Source organism: Marinoscillum sp. 108, assembly GCF_902506655.1.
GTDB lineage: Bacteria > Bacteroidota > Bacteroidia > Cytophagales > Cyclobacteriaceae > Marinoscillum > Marinoscillum luteum.
The window spans coordinates 3,410,279-3,434,990 of record NZ_LR734808.1; the positions used below are offsets into that span (position 1 = coordinate 3,410,279).

General features: G+C 46.3%; 23 protein-coding genes. 14 read left to right on the top strand and 9 right to left on the bottom strand.

Features of this window, described 5'->3' with window-relative positions:
• Window positions 1-22: 22 nt before the first annotated feature.
• Window positions 23-2,299, top strand: a complete 2,277-nt coding sequence (locus tag GV030_RS13875) for an ATP-binding protein (RefSeq protein ID WP_159583019.1) — start codon at window positions 23-25, stop codon at window positions 2,297-2,299.
• Here the strand turns inward: GV030_RS13875 and hemE are convergent.
• The gene (hemE, locus tag GV030_RS13880) at window positions 2,296-3,315 is read right to left on the bottom strand and encodes a uroporphyrinogen decarboxylase (RefSeq protein WP_159583021.1); all 1,020 of its coding nucleotides are present in this window, start codon (window positions 3,313-3,315) and stop codon (window positions 2,296-2,298) included. The genes GV030_RS13875 and hemE overlap by 4 nt on opposite strands.
• Before the next feature lie 108 nt (window positions 3,316-3,423).
• Between hemE and sdaAA the strand changes: the two genes are divergently transcribed.
• Window positions 3,424-4,332: an L-serine ammonia-lyase, iron-sulfur-dependent, subunit alpha gene (sdaAA, locus tag GV030_RS13885; RefSeq protein WP_159583023.1), complete on the top strand. Its 909-nt coding sequence runs from the start codon at window positions 3,424-3,426 to the stop codon at window positions 4,330-4,332.
• A 4-nt stretch (window positions 4,333-4,336) separates the two neighbouring features.
• On the opposite strand, the gene GV030_RS13890 is transcribed toward sdaAA, so the two are convergent.
• The gene (locus GV030_RS13890; protein WP_159583025.1) at window positions 4,337-4,795 is read right to left on the bottom strand and encodes a hypothetical protein; all 459 of its coding nucleotides are present in this window, start codon (window positions 4,793-4,795) and stop codon (window positions 4,337-4,339) included.
• An 86-nt stretch (window positions 4,796-4,881) separates the two neighbouring features.
• Here GV030_RS13890 and GV030_RS13895 point away from each other — a divergent pair, with 86 nt between their 5' ends.
• The 7 genes from GV030_RS13895 (at window position 4,882) to GV030_RS13925 (ending at window position 10,702) form a co-directional block, all read left to right on the top strand.
• Complete coding sequence (locus GV030_RS13895) at window positions 4,882-5,793, top strand: M20/M25/M40 family metallo-hydrolase (RefSeq protein WP_159583027.1); 912 nt, start codon at window positions 4,882-4,884, stop codon at window positions 5,791-5,793.
• Window positions 5,790-6,332, top strand: a complete 543-nt coding sequence (gene hpt / locus GV030_RS13900; protein ID WP_159583029.1) for a hypoxanthine phosphoribosyltransferase — start codon at window positions 5,790-5,792, stop codon at window positions 6,330-6,332. The genes GV030_RS13895 and hpt overlap by 4 nt, the downstream gene beginning before the upstream one ends.
• Before the next feature lie 55 nt (window positions 6,333-6,387).
• Window positions 6,388-6,963 (top strand): adenylate kinase, encoded by a 576-nt coding sequence (locus GV030_RS13905; protein ID WP_159583031.1) that lies wholly within the window; start codon window positions 6,388-6,390, stop codon window positions 6,961-6,963.
• A 3-nt stretch (window positions 6,964-6,966) separates the two neighbouring features.
• Window positions 6,967-7,953, top strand: a complete 987-nt coding sequence (gene obgE, locus GV030_RS13910) for a GTPase ObgE (RefSeq protein ID WP_159583033.1) — start codon at window positions 6,967-6,969, stop codon at window positions 7,951-7,953.
• A gap of 99 nt (window positions 7,954-8,052) precedes the next feature.
• Window positions 8,053-8,640 carry a nucleotide exchange factor GrpE gene (locus tag GV030_RS13915; RefSeq protein WP_159583035.1) on the top strand — a complete coding sequence of 196 codons (588 nt, stop codon included), beginning with the start codon at window positions 8,053-8,055 and terminating at the stop codon, window positions 8,638-8,640.
• A 2-nt stretch (window positions 8,641-8,642) separates the two neighbouring features.
• The gene (dnaJ, locus tag GV030_RS13920) at window positions 8,643-9,770 is read left to right on the top strand and encodes a molecular chaperone DnaJ (protein ID WP_159583037.1); all 1,128 of its coding nucleotides are present in this window, start codon (window positions 8,643-8,645) and stop codon (window positions 9,768-9,770) included.
• Window positions 9,771-9,814: 44 nt separating this feature from the next.
• Entirely contained in the window at window positions 9,815-10,702 is an 888-nt protein-coding gene (locus GV030_RS13925) for a hypothetical protein (protein WP_159583039.1), read from the top strand.
• A gap of 10 nt (window positions 10,703-10,712) precedes the next feature.
• On the opposite strand, the gene GV030_RS13930 is transcribed toward GV030_RS13925, so the two are convergent.
• From GV030_RS13930 to GV030_RS13960, 7 genes are all read right to left on the bottom strand, one after another.
• Complete coding sequence (locus tag GV030_RS13930) at window positions 10,713-11,375, bottom strand: lysoplasmalogenase (protein ID WP_159583041.1); 663 nt, start codon at window positions 11,373-11,375, stop codon at window positions 10,713-10,715.
• The gene (locus GV030_RS13935) at window positions 11,372-12,520 is read right to left on the bottom strand and encodes an MFS transporter (RefSeq protein ID WP_159583043.1); all 1,149 of its coding nucleotides are present in this window, start codon (window positions 12,518-12,520) and stop codon (window positions 11,372-11,374) included. Before GV030_RS13935 ends, GV030_RS13930 begins: the two co-directional genes overlap by 4 nt.
• A 2-nt stretch (window positions 12,521-12,522) precedes the next feature.
• Window positions 12,523-13,606, bottom strand: a protein-coding gene (gene prfB / locus GV030_RS13940) for a peptide chain release factor 2 (RefSeq protein ID WP_159583045.1) whose coding sequence is annotated in 2 segments (ribosomal slippage) — window positions 12,523-13,545 and window positions 13,547-13,606 — 1,083 coding nt in all. Because the reading frame shifts where the segments join, the coding sequence is not laid out codon by codon here.
• 95 nt (window positions 13,607-13,701) lie between these two features.
• A complete protein-coding gene (locus tag GV030_RS13945) occupies window positions 13,702-14,160 on the bottom strand; it encodes a CBS domain-containing protein (RefSeq protein ID WP_159583047.1) in 459 nt (152 codons plus the stop codon).
• 152 nt (window positions 14,161-14,312) lie between these two features.
• Complete coding sequence (locus GV030_RS13950; RefSeq protein ID WP_159583049.1) at window positions 14,313-15,377, bottom strand: branched-chain amino acid aminotransferase; 1,065 nt, start codon at window positions 15,375-15,377, stop codon at window positions 14,313-14,315.
• 24 nt (window positions 15,378-15,401) lie between these two features.
• The gene (locus GV030_RS13955) at window positions 15,402-15,962 is read right to left on the bottom strand and encodes a cob(I)yrinic acid a,c-diamide adenosyltransferase (RefSeq protein WP_159583051.1); all 561 of its coding nucleotides are present in this window, start codon (window positions 15,960-15,962) and stop codon (window positions 15,402-15,404) included.
• Window positions 15,963-15,971: 9 nt separating this feature from the next.
• Complete coding sequence (locus GV030_RS13960; protein WP_159583053.1) at window positions 15,972-16,685, bottom strand: ABC transporter ATP-binding protein; 714 nt, start codon at window positions 16,683-16,685, stop codon at window positions 15,972-15,974.
• Window positions 16,686-16,777: 92 nt separating this feature from the next.
• Between GV030_RS13960 and GV030_RS13965 the strand changes: the two genes are divergently transcribed.
• The 5 genes from GV030_RS13965 (at window position 16,778) to GV030_RS13985 (ending at window position 24,660) form a co-directional block, all read left to right on the top strand.
• Window positions 16,778-17,200 carry a hypothetical protein gene (locus tag GV030_RS13965; RefSeq protein ID WP_159583055.1) on the top strand — a complete coding sequence of 141 codons (423 nt, stop codon included), beginning with the start codon at window positions 16,778-16,780 and terminating at the stop codon, window positions 17,198-17,200.
• Between the two features lie 210 nt (window positions 17,201-17,410).
• Complete coding sequence (locus GV030_RS13970) at window positions 17,411-18,043, top strand: RNA polymerase sigma factor (RefSeq protein ID WP_159583057.1); 633 nt, start codon at window positions 17,411-17,413, stop codon at window positions 18,041-18,043.
• A 158-nt stretch (window positions 18,044-18,201) separates the two neighbouring features.
• On the top strand, window positions 18,202-19,248 hold the full coding sequence (locus GV030_RS13975) for a FecR family protein (protein WP_159583059.1): 1,047 nt from the start codon (window positions 18,202-18,204) through the stop codon (window positions 19,246-19,248).
• 114 nt (window positions 19,249-19,362) lie between these two features.
• On the top strand, window positions 19,363-22,911 hold the full coding sequence (locus GV030_RS13980; RefSeq protein WP_159583061.1) for a SusC/RagA family TonB-linked outer membrane protein: 3,549 nt from the start codon (window positions 19,363-19,365) through the stop codon (window positions 22,909-22,911).
• Between the two features lie 24 nt (window positions 22,912-22,935).
• Window positions 22,936-24,660 carry a RagB/SusD family nutrient uptake outer membrane protein gene (locus tag GV030_RS13985; RefSeq protein ID WP_159583063.1) on the top strand — a complete coding sequence of 575 codons (1,725 nt, stop codon included), beginning with the start codon at window positions 22,936-22,938 and terminating at the stop codon, window positions 24,658-24,660.
• The last annotated feature ends 52 nt before the right edge of the window (window positions 24,661-24,712 follow it).

Below are 24,712 nucleotides of genomic sequence, written 5' to 3' on the forward strand. Positions count from 1 at the left end.
ACTTTTTATTGGAAATTTCTCCATGGGGCAGACTCAATCTGCTACTATAGATTTGAGAAACGCCGATTTCAGCAAAAGCCTTTCGCTCGATGGGACCTACGAGTTTTATTGGGATCAACTGCTGCTACCCGGTCAGTTGGATACACTGACTCCTGGCTATTTCCCGTTTCCCTCACTGTGGAACAATCAGTTTGTAGGTGACAAGCATTTGAATGCAAACGGGTTTGCTACATACCGGGCCATAATACTCTTGCCGGAGCGTTCCGACTATACGCTTTATGTTGAGGATGTTTACAGCGCTTTCGCGTTGTACTTCAATGGAAAGCTGATCGCCAAGAATGGTCAGGTGGCAACTACTCCCGAGGCTTACTTGCCCAAATGGAAGCCTCAGTTTGTCGCCCTTCCTAATGTGTCGGATACCAACGAACTGATCCTTCAGATTGCCAATTTTGATCACAGCAAAGGCGGTGCCTTAGAGGGTATGCAAATAGGCACTTCGGAGGTGATGGCTGCTGAATACCTGGCATTACTGGCTTATGACCTGATCCTTACGGGCAGTTTACTTACAGGTGGCCTTTTTTTTCTGGGTCTGTATTTTTTCGGAAGACGAGATAAAGCCATTCTTTATTTTGCGCTATTCTGCCTGATCTACAGCTACAGGGTGATTGGTTTTGGGTATTATGTGCTGCATTCACTGGTGGACGTCTCGTGGTATGTGACCACCCGAATCGAATATCTCACGCTGTTTTTGGCCACTTTTGCGTTTGGACGCTTTGTGCATCATACCTTCCCACTGGAGGCGAAAAAAATTATTTGGGACATACTTGATGGGATTTGTCTGCTGTTTATTGGGCTTACTCTTCTGTTTCCAGTGTCGGTTTACTCTCATCTGGTGGAGCCCTTTTTCGGCATATTACTGATTTATATTGCACTGACGTTTTTCATTTATGTCAGAGCTAAAATCAATCGTCGACCGGACTCCACTTTTGGTCTCATTAGTGTAGGAGTGGTCTTTCTGATATTTGTGTATAATATTTTTGTCTATTTTGGTCTCCTGGAAGAAAATAAGGCCGTTTCATTCTGGGGGTACGTCTCTTTCTTTTTTTCACAGTCACTCATCCTTTCATTTCGATTTGCCAATTCTTTAAAGCAGGCCAAAGAAGAAGCTGAAAAAGCCTCTCAGGCAAAAACGGATTTTTTGAGTACCATTTCGCATGAAATCAGGACCCCACTAAATGCCGTAGTTGGTATCTCTCACTTTTTACTTCAGGACAAACCTCGGAAGGATCAAAAGGAAAACCTGATTTCACTCAAGTATTCCGCAGAGAATCTCACCTCCCTTATCAATGATATCCTCGACTACAATAAACTGGAGTTTGGCTCCATAGAATTTGAGGAAATGACGGTCAACCTCAAGGAGGTTATTACCAGTATTTATAGGGGATATCGCGTTAAGGCACAGGCCAAGGGACTAGACCTTAACCTGGAGTTTGATGAATCCATTGCGATCGAAATCATCACAGACAGAACCCGCCTGAACCAGGTACTCAACAACCTGCTGGACAATGCCATCAAGTTCACAAAGGAAGGGCATGTGACCCTGAAGGTAAGTAGACAAGGAGAGAGCCGGGATCGGATTACGATCAGGTATGAAGTGGAGGATACCGGCATAGGCATCCCGGAGGATAAGCTGGAGCAGATTTTTGAAAGATTCACACAGGCCAGTTCCTCCACTACCAGAGAGTTTGGTGGGTCTGGACTCGGTCTTTCTATCATCAAAAGATTGTTAGAGCTCCAAGGGGTTGCCATTCAGGTGCAAAGTAAGCTCGGTGAAGGGACTACATTCTTTTTCGAGCAGGAATATACCAGGGGGGTGGCTCGCAAGGTGGCTCCAGTATCCATGGAAGATCAGGAGCAGGGCATGGTAGAGAAACTCCATGGGAGGCAGGTGCTCTTGGTGGAAGACAATACCATGAATGTGGTGGTGGCTAAGAAATTTCTAAAGAGCTGGCATATGAAAATTGATCTGGCAGAAAATGGGGAAGTCGCTGTGGAAAAGGCTTCCAGCAACTACTATGACATCATACTGATGGATTTGCAAATGCCAGTGATGGATGGGTACGAAGCCACCAGGGCCATCAGAGCCACCAAAAACAACGTGCCCATCGTGGCACTAACAGCCTCAGCGTTGGTGAGGGTGCAGGAGAAAGTGCTCCATTATGGGATGAACGACTACATTACCAAACCCTTTGATCCGGAAGAGCTCAGGAAAAAGCTGGTGAAGAACATTCGCGGCTAAGCCCGGTATTCCTTCACTGTATCTATGAAGCATCTGACTTTATCCGGATCAGTATCTGGATACACGCCATGTCCGAGGTTCGCTATGTGCGGATGCCCCTCAAATGCTTTCAACATCTTAATGGTTTCTGATTTGACCTGATCAAAGGTGCCATAGAGGGCACAAGGATCCATATTACCCTGCAGGGTTTTTCCGGGAAGAAGTTTTCGCGCCTCTTGCACATCCATGTTCCAATCCAGCCCCACTGTGTTACAGCTGATGTTGGCCATGTCTGCGATGGCGAAAAAAGCACCCTTGGCAAAGACTGTCACTGGCACCTCAGTGATCGCTGCCGCAATCTGCTCAATGTAGGCCAATGAGAATTTCTGATACTGCTCAGGGGGCAGTACACCTGCCCACGAGTCAAAGATCTGCACCATGTCCGCACCTGCTGCTATTTGTCCTTTCAGGTAGGCAATGGTGCTTTGAGTGATCATGTCCAGCAGCCGATGGGCCAATTCCGGATCGGTATAGAGCATTTTTCTCGGCTTAGAGAAGGTCTTACTACCGCTTCCTTCTACCATGTAGGCGAAGATGGTCCATGGAGCCCCGGCAAAGCCAATGATCGGCACTCGGCCAGATAACTCTCGTTTGGTGATTTTGATGGCTTCCAGGGTATAAGAAAGGTCCTCAGCTTTGGCTACTTTGAGTGAAGTCAGGTCTTCCGTAGTGGCCACAGTCTTCCTGAAAATGGGGCCTGTTTTTTCCACCATCTCATAGGGGAGTCCCATGGCTTCTGGGATGACCAGTATGTCCGAGAAGATAATGGCCGCGTCTACTCCCAGAATATCCACTGGCTGAATGGTGACCTCAGCGGCTAGCTCAGGCGTTTCCACCAGCTCCTTGAAACCGCTCAATCCGTTTCTGACAGCCCGGTATTCTGGCAATATTCTTCCGGCCTGGCGCATTACCCATACTGGGGTTCGTTCCGTTTTTTCTCCACGGGCCGCTCTTGAGATGAGGTCATTCTTCAACATGGGCGCAAATATAGAAACTGAATCTTATCCACTAATCCTTTGTAGTAGTAAATAGCGAAGGGACAATCATTTCCTATAACTTTGCAGAACCCCAAAAATGACATAGATATGAGTATCTTATTTGATAGTTTCGACGAATGGCGTAAGTACTGTTCGGATGAAAACAAGCCCCTGTATGAACCCGTGCTCCGGTATGAAAGGGAGCAAAAAGGGAAGAGCGAAGAAGAGGTATGGACCGGACTGTCTAAGGCCTACCTCGTGATGCGAGAGGCGGTGCAGACGGGCCTTACTCAGGAAATGAACTCATTCTCAGGAATGATCAACAGTGGCGCGAAAAAGGTAGCCAACCTCCCATTGTCAGTCCTCTCTCCAGAATTTCAAAAATTGATATCAAGAGCTTTGGCGGCCAAGGAGGTCAACTCATGTATGGGCCGAGTGGTGGCAGCACCTACTGCTGGCGCTTCCGGCATTTTACCTGGCACCATGGTTACCCTGCAGGAAATACATGACCTGCCCGACCGGATGATCCTGGAAGGCTTGTTAATTGGTGCCGGAGTGGCATTGATTATGGAAAAGCGTGCCTCTATTTCTGGAGCAGTGGGTGGTTGTCAGGCAGAGACGGGCGCAGCTGCGGCCATGGCTTCAGCGGCCATTGTGTATGCCCTTGGCGGCACCGTAGATCAGGCGTTTAATTCAGTGGCCATCACCATACAGTGTATGCTGGGGCTGGTCTGCGATCCGGTAGCTGGTCTGGTGGAGATCCCGTGCGTAGTGCGCAATGCCAGTGCGGCAGCCATTGCCAACTCTTCTGCTCAGATAGCCCTGGCGGATGTGAGCCCGGTGATACCTGTAGACGAATGCGTGGATGCAATGGGAGAGATCGGTCAGAGCATGGAAGCCAAGTACAAAGAAACAGCACTGGGAGGACTGGCAGCTACCCCCACTGGGCAGGCTATTTCCAGGCGAGTGTTGATCCAGGATATCGAAATAATGGACGATGAGGAGGTTCCCGAATAGGGCCTTAGATCACTCCAAAATCTTCCAGCAACCATCCGGCATACCTCGTGAGCAAGGTGAGGATAAATGCCCATACGGCACCAAAGAGCCACATCCACCGAATGATTTCAGAGCGCTTACCGCCAAAGGCATTGGCCAGGATGGCGCCTCCAATGGGTGAAAGGAGGATGGGTGTGAAGAAGGCAATGCCGGCTACACCATATTTTGTCCAGATTCTGACAAGTCTTCGTCGCTTGGGCGTGAAGTTTTTACGCTTCTTTTTAGACTTGAACAGCCGCAGTGACAGATTCCTGATTTCAGGGCCAAAGTAAGTAAGAAGGTACACCGTACTCATCATACCCAGGAGGGATAGGAGGGTGGTCTCAAGGACAGAAAACCCATAAGCAAGGCCTAAGGTGGGCCCGAAAATGATTTTGAGCGCACTCAGGGCATACACTGTTAGGTATTTTAAGATCACTGGCATTCTGGATTGATTTTGAGCGCGTGAATTTATACGAAATTTATGAGCATGGGTCTTTACGATAAAGTTATCTTTGCGTCCTTTTTGTAATGAAACTACTCGAACAGCTCATAGACATTCCATCTCCATCCGGTAGCGAATACCTGATGCGGGACTTCATTACCCAATACGTAAGAAAGCACTCCCATAGCTGGAAAGTTCAACCAAAGATTTTGTCGGGAGATTTTTTGCAGGACAATCTCATCCTCGTTTTTGGCGAGCCACGCACCGCCATTTTCGCCCATATGGATACCATTGGTTTCACAGTGAGGTATCACGATCAGCTGGTGCCGATAGGCGGACCTGATGTGGAAAATGGCTATGAGCTTGTGGGAAGAGATAGCAAAGGACTGATACAATGTACCCTCAGGGTAGATGACGAAGGACAGTTGTTTTATGATTTTCCTCGGGCCATTGAGACAGGTACCACGCTTACCTGGAAGCCAGCGCTAAAAGTGGGTGAGGGATTTCTGGAAGGCCCTTACATGGACAACCGGCTTGGAATCTATAATGCCCTGAAAGTGGCCGAACACCTGACAGATGGAGTGATTGTTTTCAGTTCGTTTGAGGAGCACGGTGGAGGCTCAGTGCCCATGCTGATTAAATACCTCGCGGAGAATTATTCAATAAAGCAGTGTTTGATTTCAGACATTACCTGGGTGACCGAAGGTGTTCAGCACGAATCAGGAGTGGCTATTTCAATGCGGGATAGAAATATTCCGAGGCGGAAATTTCTCGATCGTGTACTGGAGCTGGCGGCCGAGTCGGGAATAGCCCACCAGCTGGAAGTGGAAGGTGGTGGTTCCAGCGATGGCCGTGAGATTCATCATTCTCCTTACCCGATCGACTGGCTTTTTATTGGAGCCCCAGAGGACAACGTCCATTCGCCACATGAGCGGGTAGCGATCAAAGATCTTACGGCAATGATTGCCATGTATATATACCTGATGGAAAAGCTATGACGGGGAAGAAAATTGCTTTGCATGGAAAGCCCTTCGAGCTATTCCTTTCGGAAAAGGAGATAGCATCTGCAATCGGTAGGTTGGCGGAGGAGATCAATCGGGATTTTCAAGGAAAGGAAGTAGTGATACTTGGCGTGCTGGATGGCGCCTTTATGCTTTTGGCGGATTTACTGAAGAAGTTGGAGGTATCTCTTACTCTGGAGTTGGTGAAATTGAAGTCTTATGAGGGTGAGCAGACCACAGGAGTGGTGAAGAGCCTGATAGGTCTTAGTGATGAGTTGAGCGGCAAGCATATAGTGGTAGTGGAGGATATCATCGATACTGGGATCACGCTGAAGTATCTGTTAGGTTTGCTGGAAGAAAAGAAACCGGCCTCTGTTTCATTGGCCACTTTACTTATTAAAAAGGAGGTTTTTAATGACAAGTTTCCGGTACATTATTGTGGGATAGCTATTCCAAATAGATTTGTAGTAGGATACGGCATGGATTACGATGGTCATGGTCGGCAGTTGTCACAGATATATGCTGCCATTGACTAAGTTCACATGTATTATTAATCACTATATTTAATTATTGAATTAAGCATTTTATACCATGTTAAATATCGTACTGTTTGGCCCTCCCGGAGCAGGAAAGGGTACACAAAGTGAGAATATCATTGAAAAGTATAAGCTGGCACATATCTCTACCGGCGATCTTTTCCGAAAACATTTGGGAGAAGGAACCGAGCTCGGGAAGCTGGCTCAGAAGTATATGGATGAGGGCAAACTAGTACCTGATGAGGTGGTAGTGGGCATGGTAGAGGATAAGATCAAGGAGACGCTTGATGCAAAGGGGTTCATTTTTGATGGTTTTCCACGCACCATCAATCAGGCTGCTGAGTTGGATAAAATGCTGACTGCACACGGTTTGCAAATATCTGGCATGGTGGCTCTGGAAGTACCCGAGGATGAGCTCAGGGCTCGTATCAAGGAGCGTGCTAAAACCTCTGGTCGGGTAGACGATCAGGATGATGCCAAAATCACCACTAGAATAAGGGTGTATGAAGAGGAGACATCTCCAGTGGCTGGTTATTATAAGCAGCAGGGAAAATTCAATGGCATCAATGGGGTTGGTACTATCGAAGGAATATTTAATCAGATATGCACAGTGATTGACAGTTTTACTTAAGGAATGGATTCCAATTTTATTGATTACGTAAAACTCTACGCCAGGTCAGGTGATGGGGGAGCCGGTTCAGTTCACTTTCGAAGAGAGAAGTTTGTACCAAAAGGCGGTCCCGATGGAGGAGATGGCGGCCGAGGGGGACATATCATCCTGCGTGGCAACAAGCAAATGTGGACACTCATCCACCTCAAATACCGCAAGCATATCAAGGCTGAGCATGGAGGCAATGGTGAAGGAGGAAAACGTTTCGGACTAGGTGGTAGTGACATCTACCTGGATGTGCCTGTAGGCACTGTGGCCAAAGATTCTGAAACAGGAGAAGTCCTGCTCGAGATTATGGAAGATGGGCATGAGCAAATTTTGTTGCCCGGTGGTATGGGAGGTCAGGGCAATGCCCATTTTGCCACACCTACTAACCAGGCACCAAGACATGCCCAGCCAGGAATACCCGGAGTAGAAAAGTGGATTATTCTCGAACTCAAAATTTTAGCCGATGTGGGTCTTGTGGGCTTCCCCAATGCAGGTAAGTCCACACTGCTTTCAGTTATCTCTGCTGCCAAGCCTGAAATAGCAGATTACCCTTTTACCACCCTGGTGCCTAACCTGGGTGTGGTTCCATATCGTGACGAACGCTCCTTTGTGGTGGCAGACATTCCCGGGATTATAGAGGGTGCGGCAGATGGTAAAGGGCTTGGGATTCGTTTCCTGCGCCATATTGAGCGTAATTCCATGCTGCTTTTTATGATTCCTACGGATGCCAAAGACATCAAAGCAGAATACAACATCTTGCTTGGTGAGCTTGAGAAGTACAATCCCGAGTTATTGGACAAGCAGCGACTATTGGCCATCACCAAGTCAGATTTGCTCGATGAAGAGCTTTTGGCTGAGATGGAAGCCGAGCTGCCAGATCTACCCTACGTTTATATTTCGAGTGTGACAGGACTTGGCATACAAGAGCTGAAGGACAAGATTTGGCAAATGCTAAATGTCTGATTGCACTGAGTAGTGGCCATTTCTGACAACTTGTCAGCCTCTACGGCTTTGGCAAAGAAATTGCCAACAGTGAGCTATCTCTAAAAAAGTGTATTACCGATGCAGAAGGAAAAAGTAGAAGAAAAAGAACTAGATCAGAATATAGAAGTCAATCAGGAGGAAAATACCGACCAGCCTGTGACCGAGAACGAAGAAAGCGGAGCTGAAGCTGCGACAGCAGAAGAGGAACCAACTGAGCTGGAGAAATTGAGTATCGAGTTAAGCGAAGCAAAGGACAAGTACTTGAGATTGTACTCAGAGTTCGAAAATTTCAGGAGACGAACTGCTAAAGAGCGGATTGAATTAATCGGGTCTGCCAGTAAGGAATTGATCGAAAGTCTGGTGCCCGTGTTGGATGATTTCGAACGTGGACTGAAATCCATGGAGGAAAACGAAGAAATGACTCCAGCCAAAGAGGGTACGGAATTGATCTACAACAAATTCAAAAAGATTCTTGAATCAAAAGGGTTGAAGAAAATGGAAGTCAACAAAGGAGATGACTTCAACGACGACTATCATGAGGCGATCACGCAAATACCGGCCGAAGAAGAATTGGCAGGTAAGATTGTGGACGTAGTGGAGAATGGATATTTCCTGAGTGATAAGGTGGTGAGATTTGCCAAAGTGGTAACCGGAGCAAAATCATAATAATGGCTAAAAGAGACTATTACGAAATACTGGGAGTAGATAAGGGCGCCTCTAAGGATGAGATCAAAAAAGCTTATCGTAAGATCGCTATCAAGTATCACCCAGACAAAAATCCAGACAATAAGGAAGCTGAGGAGAAGTTCAAGGAAGCAGCGGAGGCTTATGAAGTCCTGAGCAACGACGAGAAACGTCAGCGATATGATCGTTTCGGTCATCAGGGTGTTGGTGGAGCTGGTGGCTACAGTGGTGGCGGGATGAACATGGATGACATCTTCTCGCAGTTCGGAGACATCTTCGGTGGTGGAGGCGGAAGTCCATTCGATAGCTTTTTTGGTGGTGGAGGCGGTGGCAGAAGCCGACGTACCCGAAAGGGCACCAATCTTCGGATCAAGCTAAAACTTACACTTCAGGAAATTGCCAACGGAGTAGAGAAGAAAATCAAGGTTAACAGACTGGTAGTTGACCCTAACACGAAATTTGCAACCTGTAGCACTTGCCAGGGTACCGGACAGGTAAGAAAGGTCATGAACACCATGCTGGGGCAGATGATGTCTACTTCTACGTGCCCTACCTGTGGTGGGGTGGGCCAGACCGTGGATAGCCGATCACCTGGCACTGACAGTTCGGGGATGAAGCGTGAGGAAGATGTGATTTCGGTGAAGATTCCTGCCGGAGTGTCGGATGGCATGCAGCTGAGCATGAGCGGGAAGGGCAACGAAGTAGCGGGTGGTATTCCCGGAGACTTGCTCATCCTGATAGAAGAACAACCTGATGAAACCCTTAAGCGGGACGGAACCAACGTGATTTATGAGCTACACGTGAGCTTCATAGATGCAGCACTGGGTACTGAAGTAGAAGTGCCCACGGTGAACAATCGGGTGAAAATCAAAATTGAGCCCGGCACACAAAGCGGAAAAATTCTTCGATTGAGAGGAAAAGGAATTAAGGATATCGAAGGATACGGTATAGGAGATCAGCTGATCCACGTGAATGTGTGGACGCCAAAACACCTGAGCAAGGATGAAAGGGCTACATTAGAGTCTTTGAGGGATTCGGAGAACTTCACGCCTAATCCGACCAAAGGAGAAAAAGGTTTTTTCGAGAATATGAAGGAATTTTTTGGCGCTTAATTTAAATTGGCAACTCATGTGCATTTAATACGTATTGGATAGGCATGTTGCGGTTGGTATTCACAGCGGCTTTTGGGCTGCTTTTTTCGTTTTGTTACGGACAGTTAAAGAAGTTTTATACCCTAAAGGAGACCTCTGGTTATAGCACCATAGATTTCACATTAGAGGCTACTGCTGGAAACTGTTTCATCAAATCATCAGATTCCGAAGGGCCTCTTTCTATTTATGGCAATCCCGATCTGGATAAGATCAATCCCTCATTTCGAAGTAAAATAGTCGATGATGTATGCAAGGTTCACCTGGACCTACAGGAGTTTAGATCCTCCAGCCTGAGCGACGGGATTCTTCTGGCCATGATCAGGGATAAATCAGAGCAAAACAACTACTGGAAGATCATTTTTGATAGGGAAAAGAAGTACAGGCTCAATCTGAGCTATGGTTTTGGAAATGCAGACGTGGACCTGAGTGGTACCTCCGTGCAGAATTTCAAAGTGAGATCAGGGAGTGCAGACATTTTGGTGGACTACAGTGATGGCGAGCCCAACAAGATCGAAATGGATACCTTCTGGGTGAAGGCCGATATGGGTTCTATTGTGGCCAGACACCTGGAGCTCGCACGTGCCAAATATGTAATGGCCAATATAGGTTTTGGTCGCGCCTTGCTGGATTTTAGTGATGCCAGTGACACCAGGTGTACCGTGGATGCCTCAGTAGGCGCTGGCAATCTGGACGTATTTCTTCCTGGTCGGGATGTGCCTATGATTATTTATATGAAGGACAGTCCTCTTTGCGGGATGCGTCTTGCAGAAGGGTTTGAAGAGGTAGAGCGTAATGTCTTTGTCAATATGAATTATCGGGCAGATGCCAAAAACCTTCTCACCTTCAAAGTGGATGTAGCACTGGGCAATGTAGCCTTTCACTACACCAACTAACCTTCCCCGTTTATCCCCCGGGATGACTCATCACCCCTTTTACAATGAGAAACTGAGCCACTATATAGGTGGACATGATCCAAAACGTGGACAGGGGAATATCAATCACAAATTTATCAAGCGCTATAAAGCTATCAGAAAGCACAAAGAGGGCAGCTCCGAAGAATGCCAGCTGATAACTCTCGTCTGAAGTTTTTCCCTGACGAAACCGCGCCATGCTCACCATGCCCAGTATGCAGGCAGCATAGGCAATGATAGGCCCTGCCAGATTGCCCGTATGAGGTAATATGAAGTAGAAAAGGATAACGCCATACAGAACAATGGGAAGCAGTGCTTTCACATTTACCCTTGGCTTGCTGTAGGCCGATTTGTACATCACAATGGTGTAAAGCACCTGCGCCACCAGAAACATTCCCAACCCTCCCAGAAAATAGATTTCCTCATCCGGAAATAGCAGGAGAATATCTCCAGCCCATGAAAAAGTAAGCCCAACTGCCAGAAGTAACCTGGGCAGAGTGACCATGCCCCCGGCCATTACAAAAACCAGATAAATCAGTGTGGGTACCAGCAGGATTTTGGAGGTCTGGGCGAGTTGTGGTGCGTCGATCAGCTGCGCCGTAATATTCAGCGTCCCAAAGATCATGTAAGCCCCTATGGCGATTCGTTCTTTCATTTTCTATTAAAAAACTGGAGGTAAAGGAAAGCAATTAAGGAGAAAAAACCTGCTGCTCCAAATATGAGGGGAAAACGCTCGTTTACCCCCTGATAGGCAGTGCCCGATATTAGCGCACCCACACCAATCCCTATTTCCAGAAATATGAATAGTGTAGCCACACCCTTGCCTCGGCTCGCTTCAGGGCTCAGATCAATCGTCCATGCGAAAAGTGTAGGTGAATTCAGGCCATACCCAATCCCAAAGATGAATGCGCCTGCGAAAAATTGAAATGGTGTGATGGAGAATCCCAGCACAATCATACTTGTGAAAATCAACAGGGTGCTTACTTTCAGGACTACTTTCCTCCCAAAGCGATCAGATAATTGACCACCAATGATCCTCACCAACAGTGAAGAGCTGGTAAATACGACAAAGAACAGCCCCCTGTTTTTGATGCCCAGAAAATCACTAAAGTCCGGCGCCAGCGTAACCACCGTGCCAAAGGCCAGTGTGGTCAGTATCATCACGGTGGAGGGGGTGAATACAGAGGGTTCAAAAATGTCCGAACGCGAAATTTTCAACATTTTGGGGTGAAAGGCCTGCTTTGTTTTTAGGGTCTCCTTCATGCCTATCAGGATGGCCACAGAGGCGAAAGCAAAAACGGAGCTGAGGTAGAAAAGGCCGTCGATCCCATACTGAAGGAAAAACCATGAGCCAATGGCTGGGCCTGAGGCCATTCCTACGGACCCGAAAAAACTGGAAATGCCCAGCGCCTCTCCTCGCTTATCGGCAGGTACTATGTCGGCAATATATGCTGAGGTGCCCGTGGGCTTAAATCCGGTAGAAAATCCGTGAAAAAGCCGGATCAGGAGAAAGCCTGAAACCGTGGCCACAACAGGATACAGAAGTGCGGCCAGCCCACTCACTGTAGCGCCCACTACCATCACCGGTATTCTTCCCCAGTGATCTGTGAGCTTACCACTAAATGGCCTGGAAATCCCCGCTGTGAGGGTGAAGAGCGCAATGATGAGCCCAATGTATTCTTTCCCTCCCATACTAGTGAGATATGCCGGAAGTTCCGGAATAATCATGGTAAAGGAGGAAAAGAATAAGTATGAGCTAAAAGACAGGAGCCAAAAGTTCTTAGAGTACTTTTTGAACATGCCTAGTCTTGCTGATGGAGTAAGAAGGTTTTGATAAAGTCATTAATATCTCCATCCAGTACATTTTGCACATCGGTGCGTTCATGTCCTGTTCGAGCGTCTTTGATCAGCTTGTAGGGGTGGAGCACATAATTTCGGATTTGAGAGCCAAAATCAATCTTCATCTTCCCTGCTTCCACCTTGTCGCGTTCAGCGTTGCGCTTTTCTATCTCCATCTGGTACAGTTGGGATTTCAGCATTTTCATGGCACCTTCCCTGTTGGCCAGCTGGGAGCGCTCTACCTGACACACTACCACAATACCCGTTGGTTTGTGGGTCAGCTGCACCTTGGTTTCCACCTTGTTTACATTCTGTCCACCCGCACCACCGGAGCGTGAAGTATGCATTTCTATGTCATTGGGATGGATGTCTATCTCAATGGAATCATCCACCACAGGATACACATATACCGATGCAAAGGAGGTGTGACGTCTTCCGCCACTGTCAAAGGGTGAAATTCTCACCAGCCTGTGGACACCATTTTCCGATTTAAGAAAACCATAGGCCAGCGGACCGTCAAATTCAAGTGTCACGGATTTTACCCCGGCCACATCACCTGCCTGAAATTCCACCTCGCGCACTTTGTAGCCATTGGCCTCTCCCCACATGATGTACATTCTCATGAGTATTCCGGCCCAGTCATTACTTTCAGTACCACCCGCTCCGGGGTTGATCTGAAGCATGGCTGAGAGTTGATCCTCTTCGCCGGAAAGCATCTTTTTGAATTCGAGTTCCTCTACGTCTGAGAGGGCTTTTTCATAGGCAGCATTCACTTCCGCTTCTGTGCCCTCACCTTCATTTAGAAACTCCTGCAGGGTTTCAGCTTCCTCCACAGAGGCTGCTACTTGTTCGAAGTGGTCGGTCCAGGTCTTCTTAGCTCTGATCGCCTTCATAGTGGTCTCCGCATTTTGCGGGTCGTTCCAAAAATCGGGCTGAGCTGTAACCAACTCTTCTTCCTCTATTTCTTTTTTCTTGGCATCATAGTCAAAGATACCTCCTCAAGGCCGAGATACGGGCCTTCAAGTCTTTCAACTGATCTGTAGTCATGTTGTGAGATTTAGTGTTGTCGAATATTCGAGTGCGAAGTTATACAGATTTGAAATTGAAGGACAGAAATTGAGTACATTAAAAAGCTGGGTTTTCTACCAGGTGCTACTCTGCATACTGTGCACGGCTCTCATGATGTCTTTCTGAGAAATCTGGCCCATCAGTTTGCCCATATTGACCACCGGAAACCTCCTGATTCGCTTATCCAGGAACATTTTAGCCGCATCGAAGATGTTCGTTTCAGGAGAAATACTAATGACGCCTGTGGTCATGTGCTCCGATACCTTACCATTGAGATTGGGCATATTATTGTATTTTCCACGCACCACTTCTTTCATACAGTCACCCTCTGAGATGATGCCTACCAGTTCCCCATGTTCGTTCACCACCGGACCGCCTGATATTTTGTTTTTCAGGAGGGTTTCGATGACTTCATCCATGTGCTGGTCGGGACGAAAAGTGATGAGTTTGGTGGACATATAATCGGCCACACTTACTTTCTGAGCTTTGGGGAGGGGCTTGGCTTGCTGCACGCCCCGGTAACTTTTAACCATATCATTTGAGTTTGGGTAGTCAAATAAGTTACACAAAAGGAGCCTGATTTCCTAATAGTTGACCGAAAGTGAGGGCTGGAGTGGCGAGAGATATGCTTACTGAAAGCGGTATAAACAAAAAAAGCAGTTTGTAACAAACTGCTTTTGTGATTTTAGATTTTATAGATCCAGTTGTGTGGATCTGGTATTTCTCCTGTTTTGATTTTGGTCAGTGTGTCCAAAAAGTCCGCGGAATATTTCCAGTCCTCTACTGGAGGTAGGTGATAATCCACTCCCTCATGATGAATGAGTTTGATTTGTGCCACGGTAGCTGCAGTGCCTGCACCAAATGCCTCTTGCATGCTGCCGTTCTTTATGGAATCAATCACCTCGCTTACCCTTACCGGGCGCTCTTCCACTTTCATTCCTTTGTCTTTGGCCAGCTGGATGATGCTGTCCCGGGTGATGCCGTTGAGGATGGTGTCACCGGCGGGGGCCGTTACCAGTGTGTCATTGATGACAAACATCAGGTTCATCGTTCCGCTTTCTTCCACAAACTCGTGTGTTTTGGCATCAGTCCAGATGAGCTGATTAAAGCCCTCTTTCTGTGCATCTACTGCGGGCTTGAGCGCAGCAGCGTAGTTGCCTCCAGTTTTGGCAAATCCGGTTCCGCCCTGAGCTGCACGGGTGTATTTGGTTTCTATTTTTACTTTTACAGGCTCTGCATAGTAGGCGCCTACGGGGCCGGTGATGATCAGAAACTGGTAAGAGTTGGATGGTCGAATGCCAATATAAGGATCCATGGCCAACTGCAAGGGTCTAATGTAAAGTGAGGTGCCCGGGGCAGATGGTACCCAGCTACTGTCCAGTTTCAGTAGTTCGGTGAGGCCACTCATGAAAAGCTCCTCTGGCACGGGAGGCATACACATTCTTTCCGCACTTGCCTGAAGCCTTCTGGCATTGGCATCTGGTCTGAAGACCAAAATTTCCCCGTCAGCAGATCTGTTGGCCTTCAATCCTTCAAAAATGGTAGAGGCATAGTGTAGGGTAGTGTTGGCAGGTGAAATGCTCAGGTTGCCGTACGGGACTATTCTCAGGTCTTGCCATTGTCCATTGCTGTAGTCGGCCAGGAACATGTGGTCTGAATAAACTGATCCAAATTGCGGCTTTTCCAGGTCTGCCTCGTGGATTTTCGAATGTTTGGTTTTCGTGATGTTGATGTCGATTGTCTCAGTCATACCTCAAATAATTAGATATATTTTTTAATCATTACCTGGACTCCAGGGAGTTTCCGGTGCGTTCAGGAGTTGAGCCATTTTTCGAGACATCACAAAAAAGTAGTCCGAAAGCCTGTTCATGAATTTGATTAGTTCACTCTCCACTGGTTCTTCTTGTGAGAGCGCAATAATGCTTCTTTCAGCCCTGCGGCAGACTGTCCTGCAAACGTGGCACAAAGATACAACCTGATGACCTCCCGGCAGAATAAAATTTTTTAATTCTGGAAGTTCACCGCTTGCTTTATCTATCCAAACTTCCAATTGTTTGATTTCAACCTCCGTGACCTTTGGTAATTTAAATCCGGTGAAGCCTGGCGCGGTGGCCAGAATGGACCCTATGGTGAAAAGATTCTCCTGAATCCAATAGAATTGATTCCCAATGCGAGCTTCCACTTCGGGGTGGTCTTTAAGCAATCCGATAAAGGAATTGAGTTCATCCACATTTCCATAAGCGTCGATTCTAAGGTCAGATTTCGAAACTTTCTTACCCCCCAAAAGGGACGTCTGGCCCTTGTCTCCTGTCTTGGTATATAACTTGGTACTCATATGGTTTATTTAAACAGCTGCAACAGTTGATCGCACGTTTTTATTGACTTCATCAGACTCAATCAGCCCATCCCGAAGCCTGATAATCCTATGTGCATACTCGGCTATGTCCTCTTCGTGTGTAACCATAATGATGGTATTGCCTTTTTGATGCAGGTCGGCAAACAAATCCATAATGGAATAAGAGGTTTTGGAATCCAGGTTTCCGGTAGGCTCATCCGCAAGTATGATACTGGGGTCGTTTACCAGTGCCCGAGCTATGGCCACACGCTGCCTCTGTCCCCCTGAGAGTTCATTGGGCTTGTGCTGAGCGCGATCTGCCAGGCCCACACCATCCAGCGCGGCAAGGGCTTTTTCTTCCCGATCTTCTTTCCCATAGCCAGCATAGATCAGGGGCAGGGCCACGTTTTCCAGGGAGGAAGCTCGTGGCAAAAGGTTGAAAGTTTGAAAAACAAACCCAATCTCTTTATTTCTGATTTCTGCCAGTTCGTTTTCTGTCAGATCACTCACGTCGTGATCATTGAGGATGTAGGTCCCGTCTGACGGAGTGTCCAGGCAACCGATGATATTCATGAGGGTGGATTTACCTGATCCTGAAGGTCCCATGAAGGCTACATACTCGCCACGTTCTATTTGGATGGAAATGGATTTGAGGGCGTGGATGGTTTCGCTACCCATCACATAGCTCTTCTTGATATCTTTAGTGTCGATTATGAGGCTCATAGACTTTAAAAGTAATAAGTAAAGTTGTTAAACAAGGTACCGACTAACAAACGGTAGTTTCTATAGTTTTGGTTTACAAATTAACTTCTATTATGCGAGTGGTACTAATCCTTTTTGCCTGGTTGCTCCAGAGTCCGTTTCAGGGATGGGAAACTTTGTCCCGGCTGGAACTGGTTAGCGGCTTTGATGATTTTTTGGGAGAAGAGACAGAGGTTCCTGTTTTTTCGGAGGAGCTGAAGGGCTTCGAGGGAGAAATCGTGACCATTGAAGGGTATGTGATTCCACTCCAAACGAGCCGTGAGGGTGATTTTTTTGTGCTTTCGCGTTTTCCTTATAACAACTGCTTTTTCTGTGGAAATGCCGGGCCCGAGACGGTTGCCGAAATTTATACAAAAGACAAAGTGGCAACGGAGGATTCCAGAGTGCGGGTCACCGGCCGCCTGGAGCTCAATGCCAATGATCCGCTGCATTTGTTTTTTATTTTGTCGGAAGCCAGGGTTACTCCACTTGATTAAATCAAAGCGGGTCTGCATTTTCAGGATACTTCATTCAGACAGCAAACTAAGCGCCTTTGCTTTCAAATCACGAGGTTTTTAGCAGGTGGAATGATGATTTTATTGATTAAAAATATTCAAATAATACCCCTGGCAAATACAAAATTCTTCAAAATGGAATAGGATTTACGAAAATCTAATGAGATTATTGTAACAAACCAGCCTAACCCCATGGAGAATCCCTACCTAGATTCGTCAGTTGATAGAGGTATATTTGATAAAAAATATCCATCGCTTTCTGAAGCAACGGTGGACGATGAGGTGGTATGGGAAAAGTTTAAGAAGGGGGATAAGGCTGCGCTCACATTCATCTACAGGAACTACGCCAACCCACTGTACAACTACGGCTGCCAGCTGACCTCAAAGGAAATTGTGAAAGATGCTATTCATGATCTTTTTATAGAGATCATCAACAATAAGGAGCGTCTGGGCAACACTAACTCCATCAAGTACTACCTCTTCAAATCTCTGCGCAATAAACTGGTGAAAGTCCTTACCAAAATGACTAAGGAGCAATCCGGGGACATGGGTGATGCCTATCCCTTTGCTATATCCCTCTCTCCTGAGCTGGTGTTGATCAATCAGCAGATAGATGAAGAGAAGAGAAGCATGATTGCGGCAAAACTTAATGAATTGCCACCTCTTCAGAAGGAAGCCCTTCTCTTATTCTACTACGAAGGTTTAAAATACGATCAGATTGCGAGCCTTCTCGGGATGAAAGTGAAGTCTGCCAGGGCGCTGGTGTATCGTGGAATCGATTCCATGAGTAAGCTCCTCATTCCTGTTCGCAAGAACCTCTTGTGACGTTAACCCTATTGGGAATATCATAACAAATCGAAGTTTATTCTACATTCGTCACAAAATATGGAATAATATTTTGTTAAAAACACATTTATTTCAATTAGCTATGGTCATTTACCTCGAAAAGGTCTTTTACTTATAGTATTGATCAAAAACCGTTGATGGATTTTAAAGAATTTGAGGTAGGAGACTTTCTCCAAAATGAGTTTTTCGTGGACTGGGTGATACATCAGCACCCGGAAGCGGATCATTTCTGGAGTAATTGGCTAAAGCGACACCCTGAGAAGGTGAGCGATGTGGAGATGGCTCGTGAGTTGGTCAAATCTATCCACTATAAGCAGGAGCACTCGATGAAGTCGGATGAATATTCTATCCTGATGGAGCGAATTCTCCAGCATAAGGCACCACGCGGAGCGATCAGATCAGTGAGTAATTTTGTGCTGAGGCATTCTTATCGGGTAGCGGCCTCCCTTCTGTTCTTACTAGGATTTTCCTTGATTTTTTATCTCAATTACAATGACTCAGTACCCGCCAACGAGCCTTCATTGGTTTGGAAAGTTGCAGCCACGGAGTATGGGCAGAAAAAGACTGTGCAATTGCCAGATGGCACGAGAGTGATGTTGAACTCGGGTAGTACAATCAAATATCCTGAAGGATTCGGGCCTAACCTGAGGCTGATCAAGTTTGAGGGTGAGGGCTTCTTTGATGTGGCTCATAATCCGGAAAGGCCTTTTGTCATTGAATCCGGTGCCTTTACCACTCGAGTGTTGGGAACCTCCTTCAACCTGAAGCATTTCGAAGAAGAGACAGAGGCTAGCGTGTCTGTACTGACCGGTAAGGTGGAGGTGCAGACCGAAACAGGCAGATCCACCATTTTACTTCCCAACGAAATGGGCGTCTATGATAAAGAGAGCAATGACCTGAGGCGTCAGCGGTTCGATCAGAGAAAATCAATGGCCTGGACACATGGCACTTTATTGTTCGAAAACGAAGATTTACTGACGATTTTCGGTCAGCTGGAGAAATGGTATGGAGTGACTTTTGAAGTGGCAGAAGGAACCAGACTTGCTGGTAAATACAGTGGAGAATATAAACAAAAATCGCTCGAGTTGATCCTCGAGGGGTTAAGCTATACGTCGAATTTTAACTATGAAATGAACCATAAAACCATCTTAATCTATGAGAGAAAAAAAGTAAAACGCAACTAACCAATCTAACAAAACCTAAAAAAACAAACCCTTGCCAAACACAAGTTGGGGAACTCAGTGGGCAAGGGCGGTTTTTAGCAGTCAATTTTTACTTAACTAAAAACAGTTAAAAATATGAAAAACAATTTACTAAGGGAAATTCTAACCATGTCTAAACTCCTTTTTCAAGTACTTTTTCTTCAGGTGATTTTTGCGACATTTTTGTATGCAGAGGAAACCAGTGCTCAAAACAAGAGCGTTTACGAGATCAAGGTATCTATTCATGCCAAGGATGTGTCAGTCATTGAGGTGTTCAAGCAACTGGAGGAAAAGACCGATTTCCTCTTTACCTACAACGACGAGAATATCGATGCGAATAAAGTCACTCTCAACCGACGCAATAAGAGTGTGGGAGAGATACTAGAGGACCTTTCTGGTCTTACAGATTTACGCTTCAAGCGAATCAACGATAATATCCATGTAAACCGTAGCCAGGCCAAAAATGTGAGTGTGGAGGAAAACTACCTCACAAGGCAGGAATTTACAGTCTCTGGGACTGTCACTGATGAAGATGGAGCGGAGCTGCCGGGCGTGACAGTGCTCATCAAGGGTACGGCCACCGGTACGGTAACAGACCTTAACGGCGCATACAAACTGGCCGTTTCGGATGCCGATGCACTGGTTTTTTCTTCCGTTGGTTTCCTTACTCAGGAAGTGGCCATCAATGGACGAACCACCATCGATGTTGCCATGAACTATGACGTGCAGTCTCTGGCTGAGGTAGTAGTGACAGGTTATACCTCACAGCGTAAAGCAGATATCACTGGTGCGGTGACGGTAGTGGACGCTGAGGCTCTTAATGCCATCAAAGCACCAAGTTTTTCCCAAAAACTTGCAGGTAGAGCCACTGGGGTGACTGTTTCCAACTCGGGTTCTCCAGGGGGTGGCACCAACATACGAATCAGAGGGATTAGCTCCTTTGGGAGTAGTGATCCATTGATCATTGTGGACGGAGTGCAGATCCAGGGAGACAAAGCCATGAATGGTTTGAACCCAAATGACATTGAGAGTATGCAAATACTTAAAGATGCTTCTGCTTCCTCTATCTATGGATCGAGAGCCAATGCCGGGGTGATTATCATCACCACCAAGCAGGGAAAACCAGGGAAAATTAAAGTGACGTACGATGGATATGCTGGTGTGCAGAATCCCGTGGGAGGTTACAACGATATCCTGATCAAAGATCCTGTGGATTACGCGCGGATACAAATTGCCAAGAATCCTGCTTTGACCAATTATTATGGAGGAGATCCTAACAATCCAGTCATTCCGGATTATTTCTTCCCTGTGGCTACGAGTGATAATGGTACGCCCGACAATGCAGATGATGACTTCCTGATTCCTGCTAACCCAAATGAAGCTAGCTATTCTTTCCCAGATAATCTCATCATGAGATCCAATAAGGATGGAACAGATTGGTGGGATGCCGTTTTTGACCCTGCTTTAATCACTGAGCATCATTTTGGTATTTCAGGGGGTTCTGAGAATGCAACTTTTAGCTCTTCTGTAGGATACCTTAAGCAAGATGGTACCATGATCAATACCGGATTTGAAAGGCTTTCAGCCAGATTGAATAGCCGAGTGAACTCTGGTAAATTCACTTTTGGTGAGTCGCTTTCCGTCGCTCGTTCAGAGACTGTGGACCAGCAGGGAGGAAACCAAAACGAGCAGAATACGGTCACTCAGACTCTTTTGATGAATACCATTGTCCCCGTCTATGACGTGGCTGGAAACTACGCTGGAGGTAAAACCAACGGATTCTCAAATGGAAAAAACCCTGTAGCATTTGCTAAAAATAATAAACACGATATTGGCACGGATTTCAGAGTATTGACCAACATTTTTGGAGAGTACGAGCTGATAGAAGGACTAAAAGTACGGTCCAGCTTTAGTGTGGATTTCAGACAGAATTTTCAGCCAAGTGCCAACTTCCCAAGATATGAAGACAGAGAAGTCAATAGCAGCAACAGTTACCAGGAGACGCACCAGACTTATCTAAACTGGGTATGGACCAATACTTTGGAGTACAACAAGAAGTTTGGGGATGATCACTCTCTGAAATTGTTGGCGGGCCAGGAAGGGGTCAAAAACCAATTTAAGCAAATTAACGGTCAGGTGAATGATCTTGCATTCATTGATCCTAATGTGAGATTTCTAAATCTCAGCTACTCTACCTTCAGTTCTATTGGTAGCCAGGAGCGTGTGGTAGCACTCTCCTCTGTCTTTGGTCAGGTTGATTACTCCTACAAAGACAAATATCTGGTCAGCGGAGTTGTGAGAAGAGATGGGACTTCTGAGTTTTTGGGAGACAATAGATTCGGAGTGTTTCCTGCCGTCAGTGTTGGCTGGAGAGTTTCCGAAGAGTCTTTCATGAATGGTGTCTCTTTCATAGATGACTTGAAAGTCAGAGGAGGCTGGGGTATTACAGGTAATCAGAACATCCCTGTGTCATACAATGCATATGATAGATACGGTGGTAGAAGTCCAAGTGATGCTGGATACGATCTTGGTGGTACTGGAGGCTCTATGACGCCCGGATTTACCCTTTATAGATATGGTAATCCAAATACCAAGTGGGAAGAGAATGAATCAATGAATATTGGATTGGATGCCTCCCTTATTGATGGGAAGGTCAGTGTAGTATTTGATGTGTATCAAAGAGATATCAATGACCTGATTTTTGACCCAACTAATGCTGGTTCTGCAGGTAACTCTCAGGCCTCATTCAGAAATGTGGCCTCCATGAGAAACACCGGCTGGGATTTGGGTCTTGGTTACAGAGAGCGATTTTCAGGAGACCTTGGGTTCAATGCTTTCCTTAATCTGTCTCACTACAAAAATGAAATCGTTAAGTTAGATGGTGAGGCTAGTGCCATTTTCCCTGCGGGTATTGACAAACGATTTGGTGAGGTGAATGTATGGCAGGTAGGTTCTCCTATTTCCAGCTTTTATGGTTATACCAACGATGGATTTTTCCAGGATGCCGCAGATGTAGCAGCATTGGATCAGGCAGGAGCAGCCATTGGTAGGTTTAGAAGAAAGGATCTGAATGGTGATGGTGTGATCAATGGTGATGACCTTGGGGTCATTGGCAATCCACATCCGGACCTGACCATGGGATTGAACCTTGGACTAGACTATAAAGGATTTGATTTCTCGGTGATGTTATTTGCTTCTATTGGAAATGATATCTACAACTACAACAAGCTGTTTACTCACTTTGGTCAGTTCAATTCCAACATGAGTAAAGATGTATTGACAGATACCTGGACAGAGAACAACAGAAACGCCTCACTTCCAAAGCTTGACGGGGGAGACACCTTCGCTAGTCAGTCGAGTGATTTCTATGTGGAGGATGGTTCTTACCTGAGGGCTCAGAACATTACGCTGGGATATACCATTCCTACGGCTGGCATCTCCAGCATCTCCAGCTTGAGAGTTTACGTGCAAGCTCAAAATGCATTTACCATTACGGGTTATAGCGGCATAGATCCTGCACTATCCAATGCTAACATTGGTACCGCAGTAGACGGAAGATTGCAGAATGATGGATGGACAGGTTATGACCTGGGTAACTATCCTGCATCCAAAATCTTCATGATTGGTGTAAATGCTGCTTTTTAATCATTTATGATAAATAATAAAGAGATGAAAAAATCAATTATAAAAAGTATTCTTTTCCTGACTATCGCGAGTCTTCTTGGAGCTTGTGGCGAATCATTTTTAGAAGAAGAACCCAAGGGTTTTTTGGGGGAGTCCAATCTTCAGAATGAAGAAGGTATCAATGCTGCCCTGGTAGGCGCTTACGCCCTGCTGGATGGCATGAATATCGATGGAGCGAACACATGGTCAGCGAATCCTCAAAACTGGATTTTTGGAAGTGTGCCTTCTGATGATGCCTATAAAGGTTCAGAGCAAACTGACTTTGCGGAAATGACTCAGCTGGAGATTTATCAGTGGTCAGCTGGTAATTCCATTATGAATGACAAATGGGTGAGTTCATACGAAGGAGTTGTAAGAGCGAATTCAACGATTCGTTTGCTCGGTGGTGCAGATCTTCCCGATGCAGTAAGAGATAATTTGGAAGGTCAGGCTCGTTTTCTGAGAGCTTACTATCATTTTGAATTATACAAAGTGTGGGGAAATGTGCCTTATTTCACGGAAGCAGATGAGGACTTTGTGAAGTCAAACGAGGGTGTGGACCCGCTGGGAGATGCCATTGCGGATATGACCGCAGCTGTCAATTTACTGCCTGCTACTCAAGATGATGCCGGTCGGGCTACCAAAGACGCTGCCCGTGCTATGCTTGGCAAATTCTATATGTATAAGTACGGAGAATCAGGCAGTGCAGCGGATGCCTCTAGTGCCAAGGATAATTTGGATCCCGTGGTGGCTTCTAGGTCGTTGACACCATGCTTCAAGGATATGTTCCATACATCTACTGAGAATAATCCTGCGATGATTTTCAGTGTGCAGTCGTCTATCAATGATGGTGGCAACTCTAGAAATGCCAACTGGCTGAATCAGCTCGCGTTCCCTGCAGGATCCAGCTTTGGATGTTGCGGATTTCATCAGCCGTCTCAGGATTTGGTGAATGCCTACAAGGTAGATGCCAATGGATTACCGATGTTTGACAACTATAATGATTCTGAACTTGATCCGTCTACTGATGCGGTTGATCCACGTATTGACTTGACCATTGGAAGAGACAACGTACCTTACTGGGATTGGGACATTCATGATGCATCTTGGATCAGGGACAGAGCTTTTTCGGGGCCATATAGCCCCAAGAAGTTCACCCATTACAAGGCTGATCCGGTTTCAACAGGTGGATGGAATAATAATGCTTACAATGGTATCAACTTTTCTATTATCAGACTGGCTGATGCCATGTTGCTTTTGGCTGAAGCTGAAGTCATACTGGGCAATCTATCCGCTGCGGAGGACCTGGTGAATGCCATCAGGGAACGTGCAGGTAACTGCGCACAGGGACCATTTGTAGATGGAGGTGGTGCTGCAGTCATCACGGATGATATCAATGATCCGGGTATTGAGTGGGCCAACTATGACGTACAGCCTTATCCGGCTGGCACTTTTGCTTCCAATGGTTCTGAATTTGCTATGAACGCTGTAAGGTGGGAGAGACGACTTGAATTGGCCCTCGAAGGTCATCGCTTCTTTGACCTGAGAAGGTGGGGGATTGCCGCGGAGGTATTGAACAAATACACCGAATACGCAGCGAAAACCAGAAGTTATTATGCTGATGCTGCTACCTATGAAGCAAGACACAGATGGTATCCTATTCCTACCATTCAGATCAATGCGAATACCCGAAACGGTGAGCAAATTCTGAAACAGAATACTGGTTGGTAATCAGGACCACTATTGTATTTTCATTAACCAAAAGGCAGATCTCAATCATCTG

Coding starts and splice junctions, on each gene's coding strand:
- GV030_RS13875 (WP_159583019.1), top strand. CDS start 23: ATGGGGCAGACTCAATCTGCTACTATAGATTTGAGAAACGCCGATTTC.
- hemE (WP_159583021.1), bottom strand. CDS start 3,315: ATGTTGAAGAATGACCTCATCTCAAGAGCGGCCCGTGGAGAAAAAACG.
- sdaAA (WP_159583023.1), top strand. CDS start 3,424: ATGAGTATCTTATTTGATAGTTTCGACGAATGGCGTAAGTACTGTTCG.
- GV030_RS13890 (WP_159583025.1), bottom strand. CDS start 4,795: ATGCCAGTGATCTTAAAATACCTAACAGTGTATGCCCTGAGTGCGCTC.
- GV030_RS13895 (WP_159583027.1), top strand. CDS start 4,882: ATGAAACTACTCGAACAGCTCATAGACATTCCATCTCCATCCGGTAGC.
- hpt (WP_159583029.1), top strand. CDS start 5,790: ATGACGGGGAAGAAAATTGCTTTGCATGGAAAGCCCTTCGAGCTATTC.
- GV030_RS13905 (WP_159583031.1), top strand. CDS start 6,388: ATGTTAAATATCGTACTGTTTGGCCCTCCCGGAGCAGGAAAGGGTACA.
- obgE (WP_159583033.1), top strand. CDS start 6,967: ATGGATTCCAATTTTATTGATTACGTAAAACTCTACGCCAGGTCAGGT.
- GV030_RS13915 (WP_159583035.1), top strand. CDS start 8,053: ATGCAGAAGGAAAAAGTAGAAGAAAAAGAACTAGATCAGAATATAGAA.
- dnaJ (WP_159583037.1), top strand. CDS start 8,643: ATGGCTAAAAGAGACTATTACGAAATACTGGGAGTAGATAAGGGCGCC.
- GV030_RS13925 (WP_159583039.1), top strand. CDS start 9,815: ATGTTGCGGTTGGTATTCACAGCGGCTTTTGGGCTGCTTTTTTCGTTT.
- GV030_RS13930 (WP_159583041.1), bottom strand. CDS start 11,375: ATGAAAGAACGAATCGCCATAGGGGCTTACATGATCTTTGGGACGCTG.
- GV030_RS13935 (WP_159583043.1), bottom strand. CDS start 12,520: ATGTTCAAAAAGTACTCTAAGAACTTTTGGCTCCTGTCTTTTAGCTCA.
- GV030_RS13945 (WP_159583047.1), bottom strand. CDS start 14,160: ATGGTTAAAAGTTACCGGGGCGTGCAGCAAGCCAAGCCCCTCCCCAAA.
- GV030_RS13950 (WP_159583049.1), bottom strand. CDS start 15,377: ATGACTGAGACAATCGACATCAACATCACGAAAACCAAACATTCGAAA.
- GV030_RS13955 (WP_159583051.1), bottom strand. CDS start 15,962: ATGAGTACCAAGTTATATACCAAGACAGGAGACAAGGGCCAGACGTCC.
- GV030_RS13960 (WP_159583053.1), bottom strand. CDS start 16,685: ATGAGCCTCATAATCGACACTAAAGATATCAAGAAGAGCTATGTGATG.
- GV030_RS13965 (WP_159583055.1), top strand. CDS start 16,778: ATGCGAGTGGTACTAATCCTTTTTGCCTGGTTGCTCCAGAGTCCGTTT.
- GV030_RS13970 (WP_159583057.1), top strand. CDS start 17,411: ATGGAGAATCCCTACCTAGATTCGTCAGTTGATAGAGGTATATTTGAT.
- GV030_RS13975 (WP_159583059.1), top strand. CDS start 18,202: ATGGATTTTAAAGAATTTGAGGTAGGAGACTTTCTCCAAAATGAGTTT.
- GV030_RS13980 (WP_159583061.1), top strand. CDS start 19,363: ATGAAAAACAATTTACTAAGGGAAATTCTAACCATGTCTAAACTCCTT.
- GV030_RS13985 (WP_159583063.1), top strand. CDS start 22,936: ATGAAAAAATCAATTATAAAAAGTATTCTTTTCCTGACTATCGCGAGT.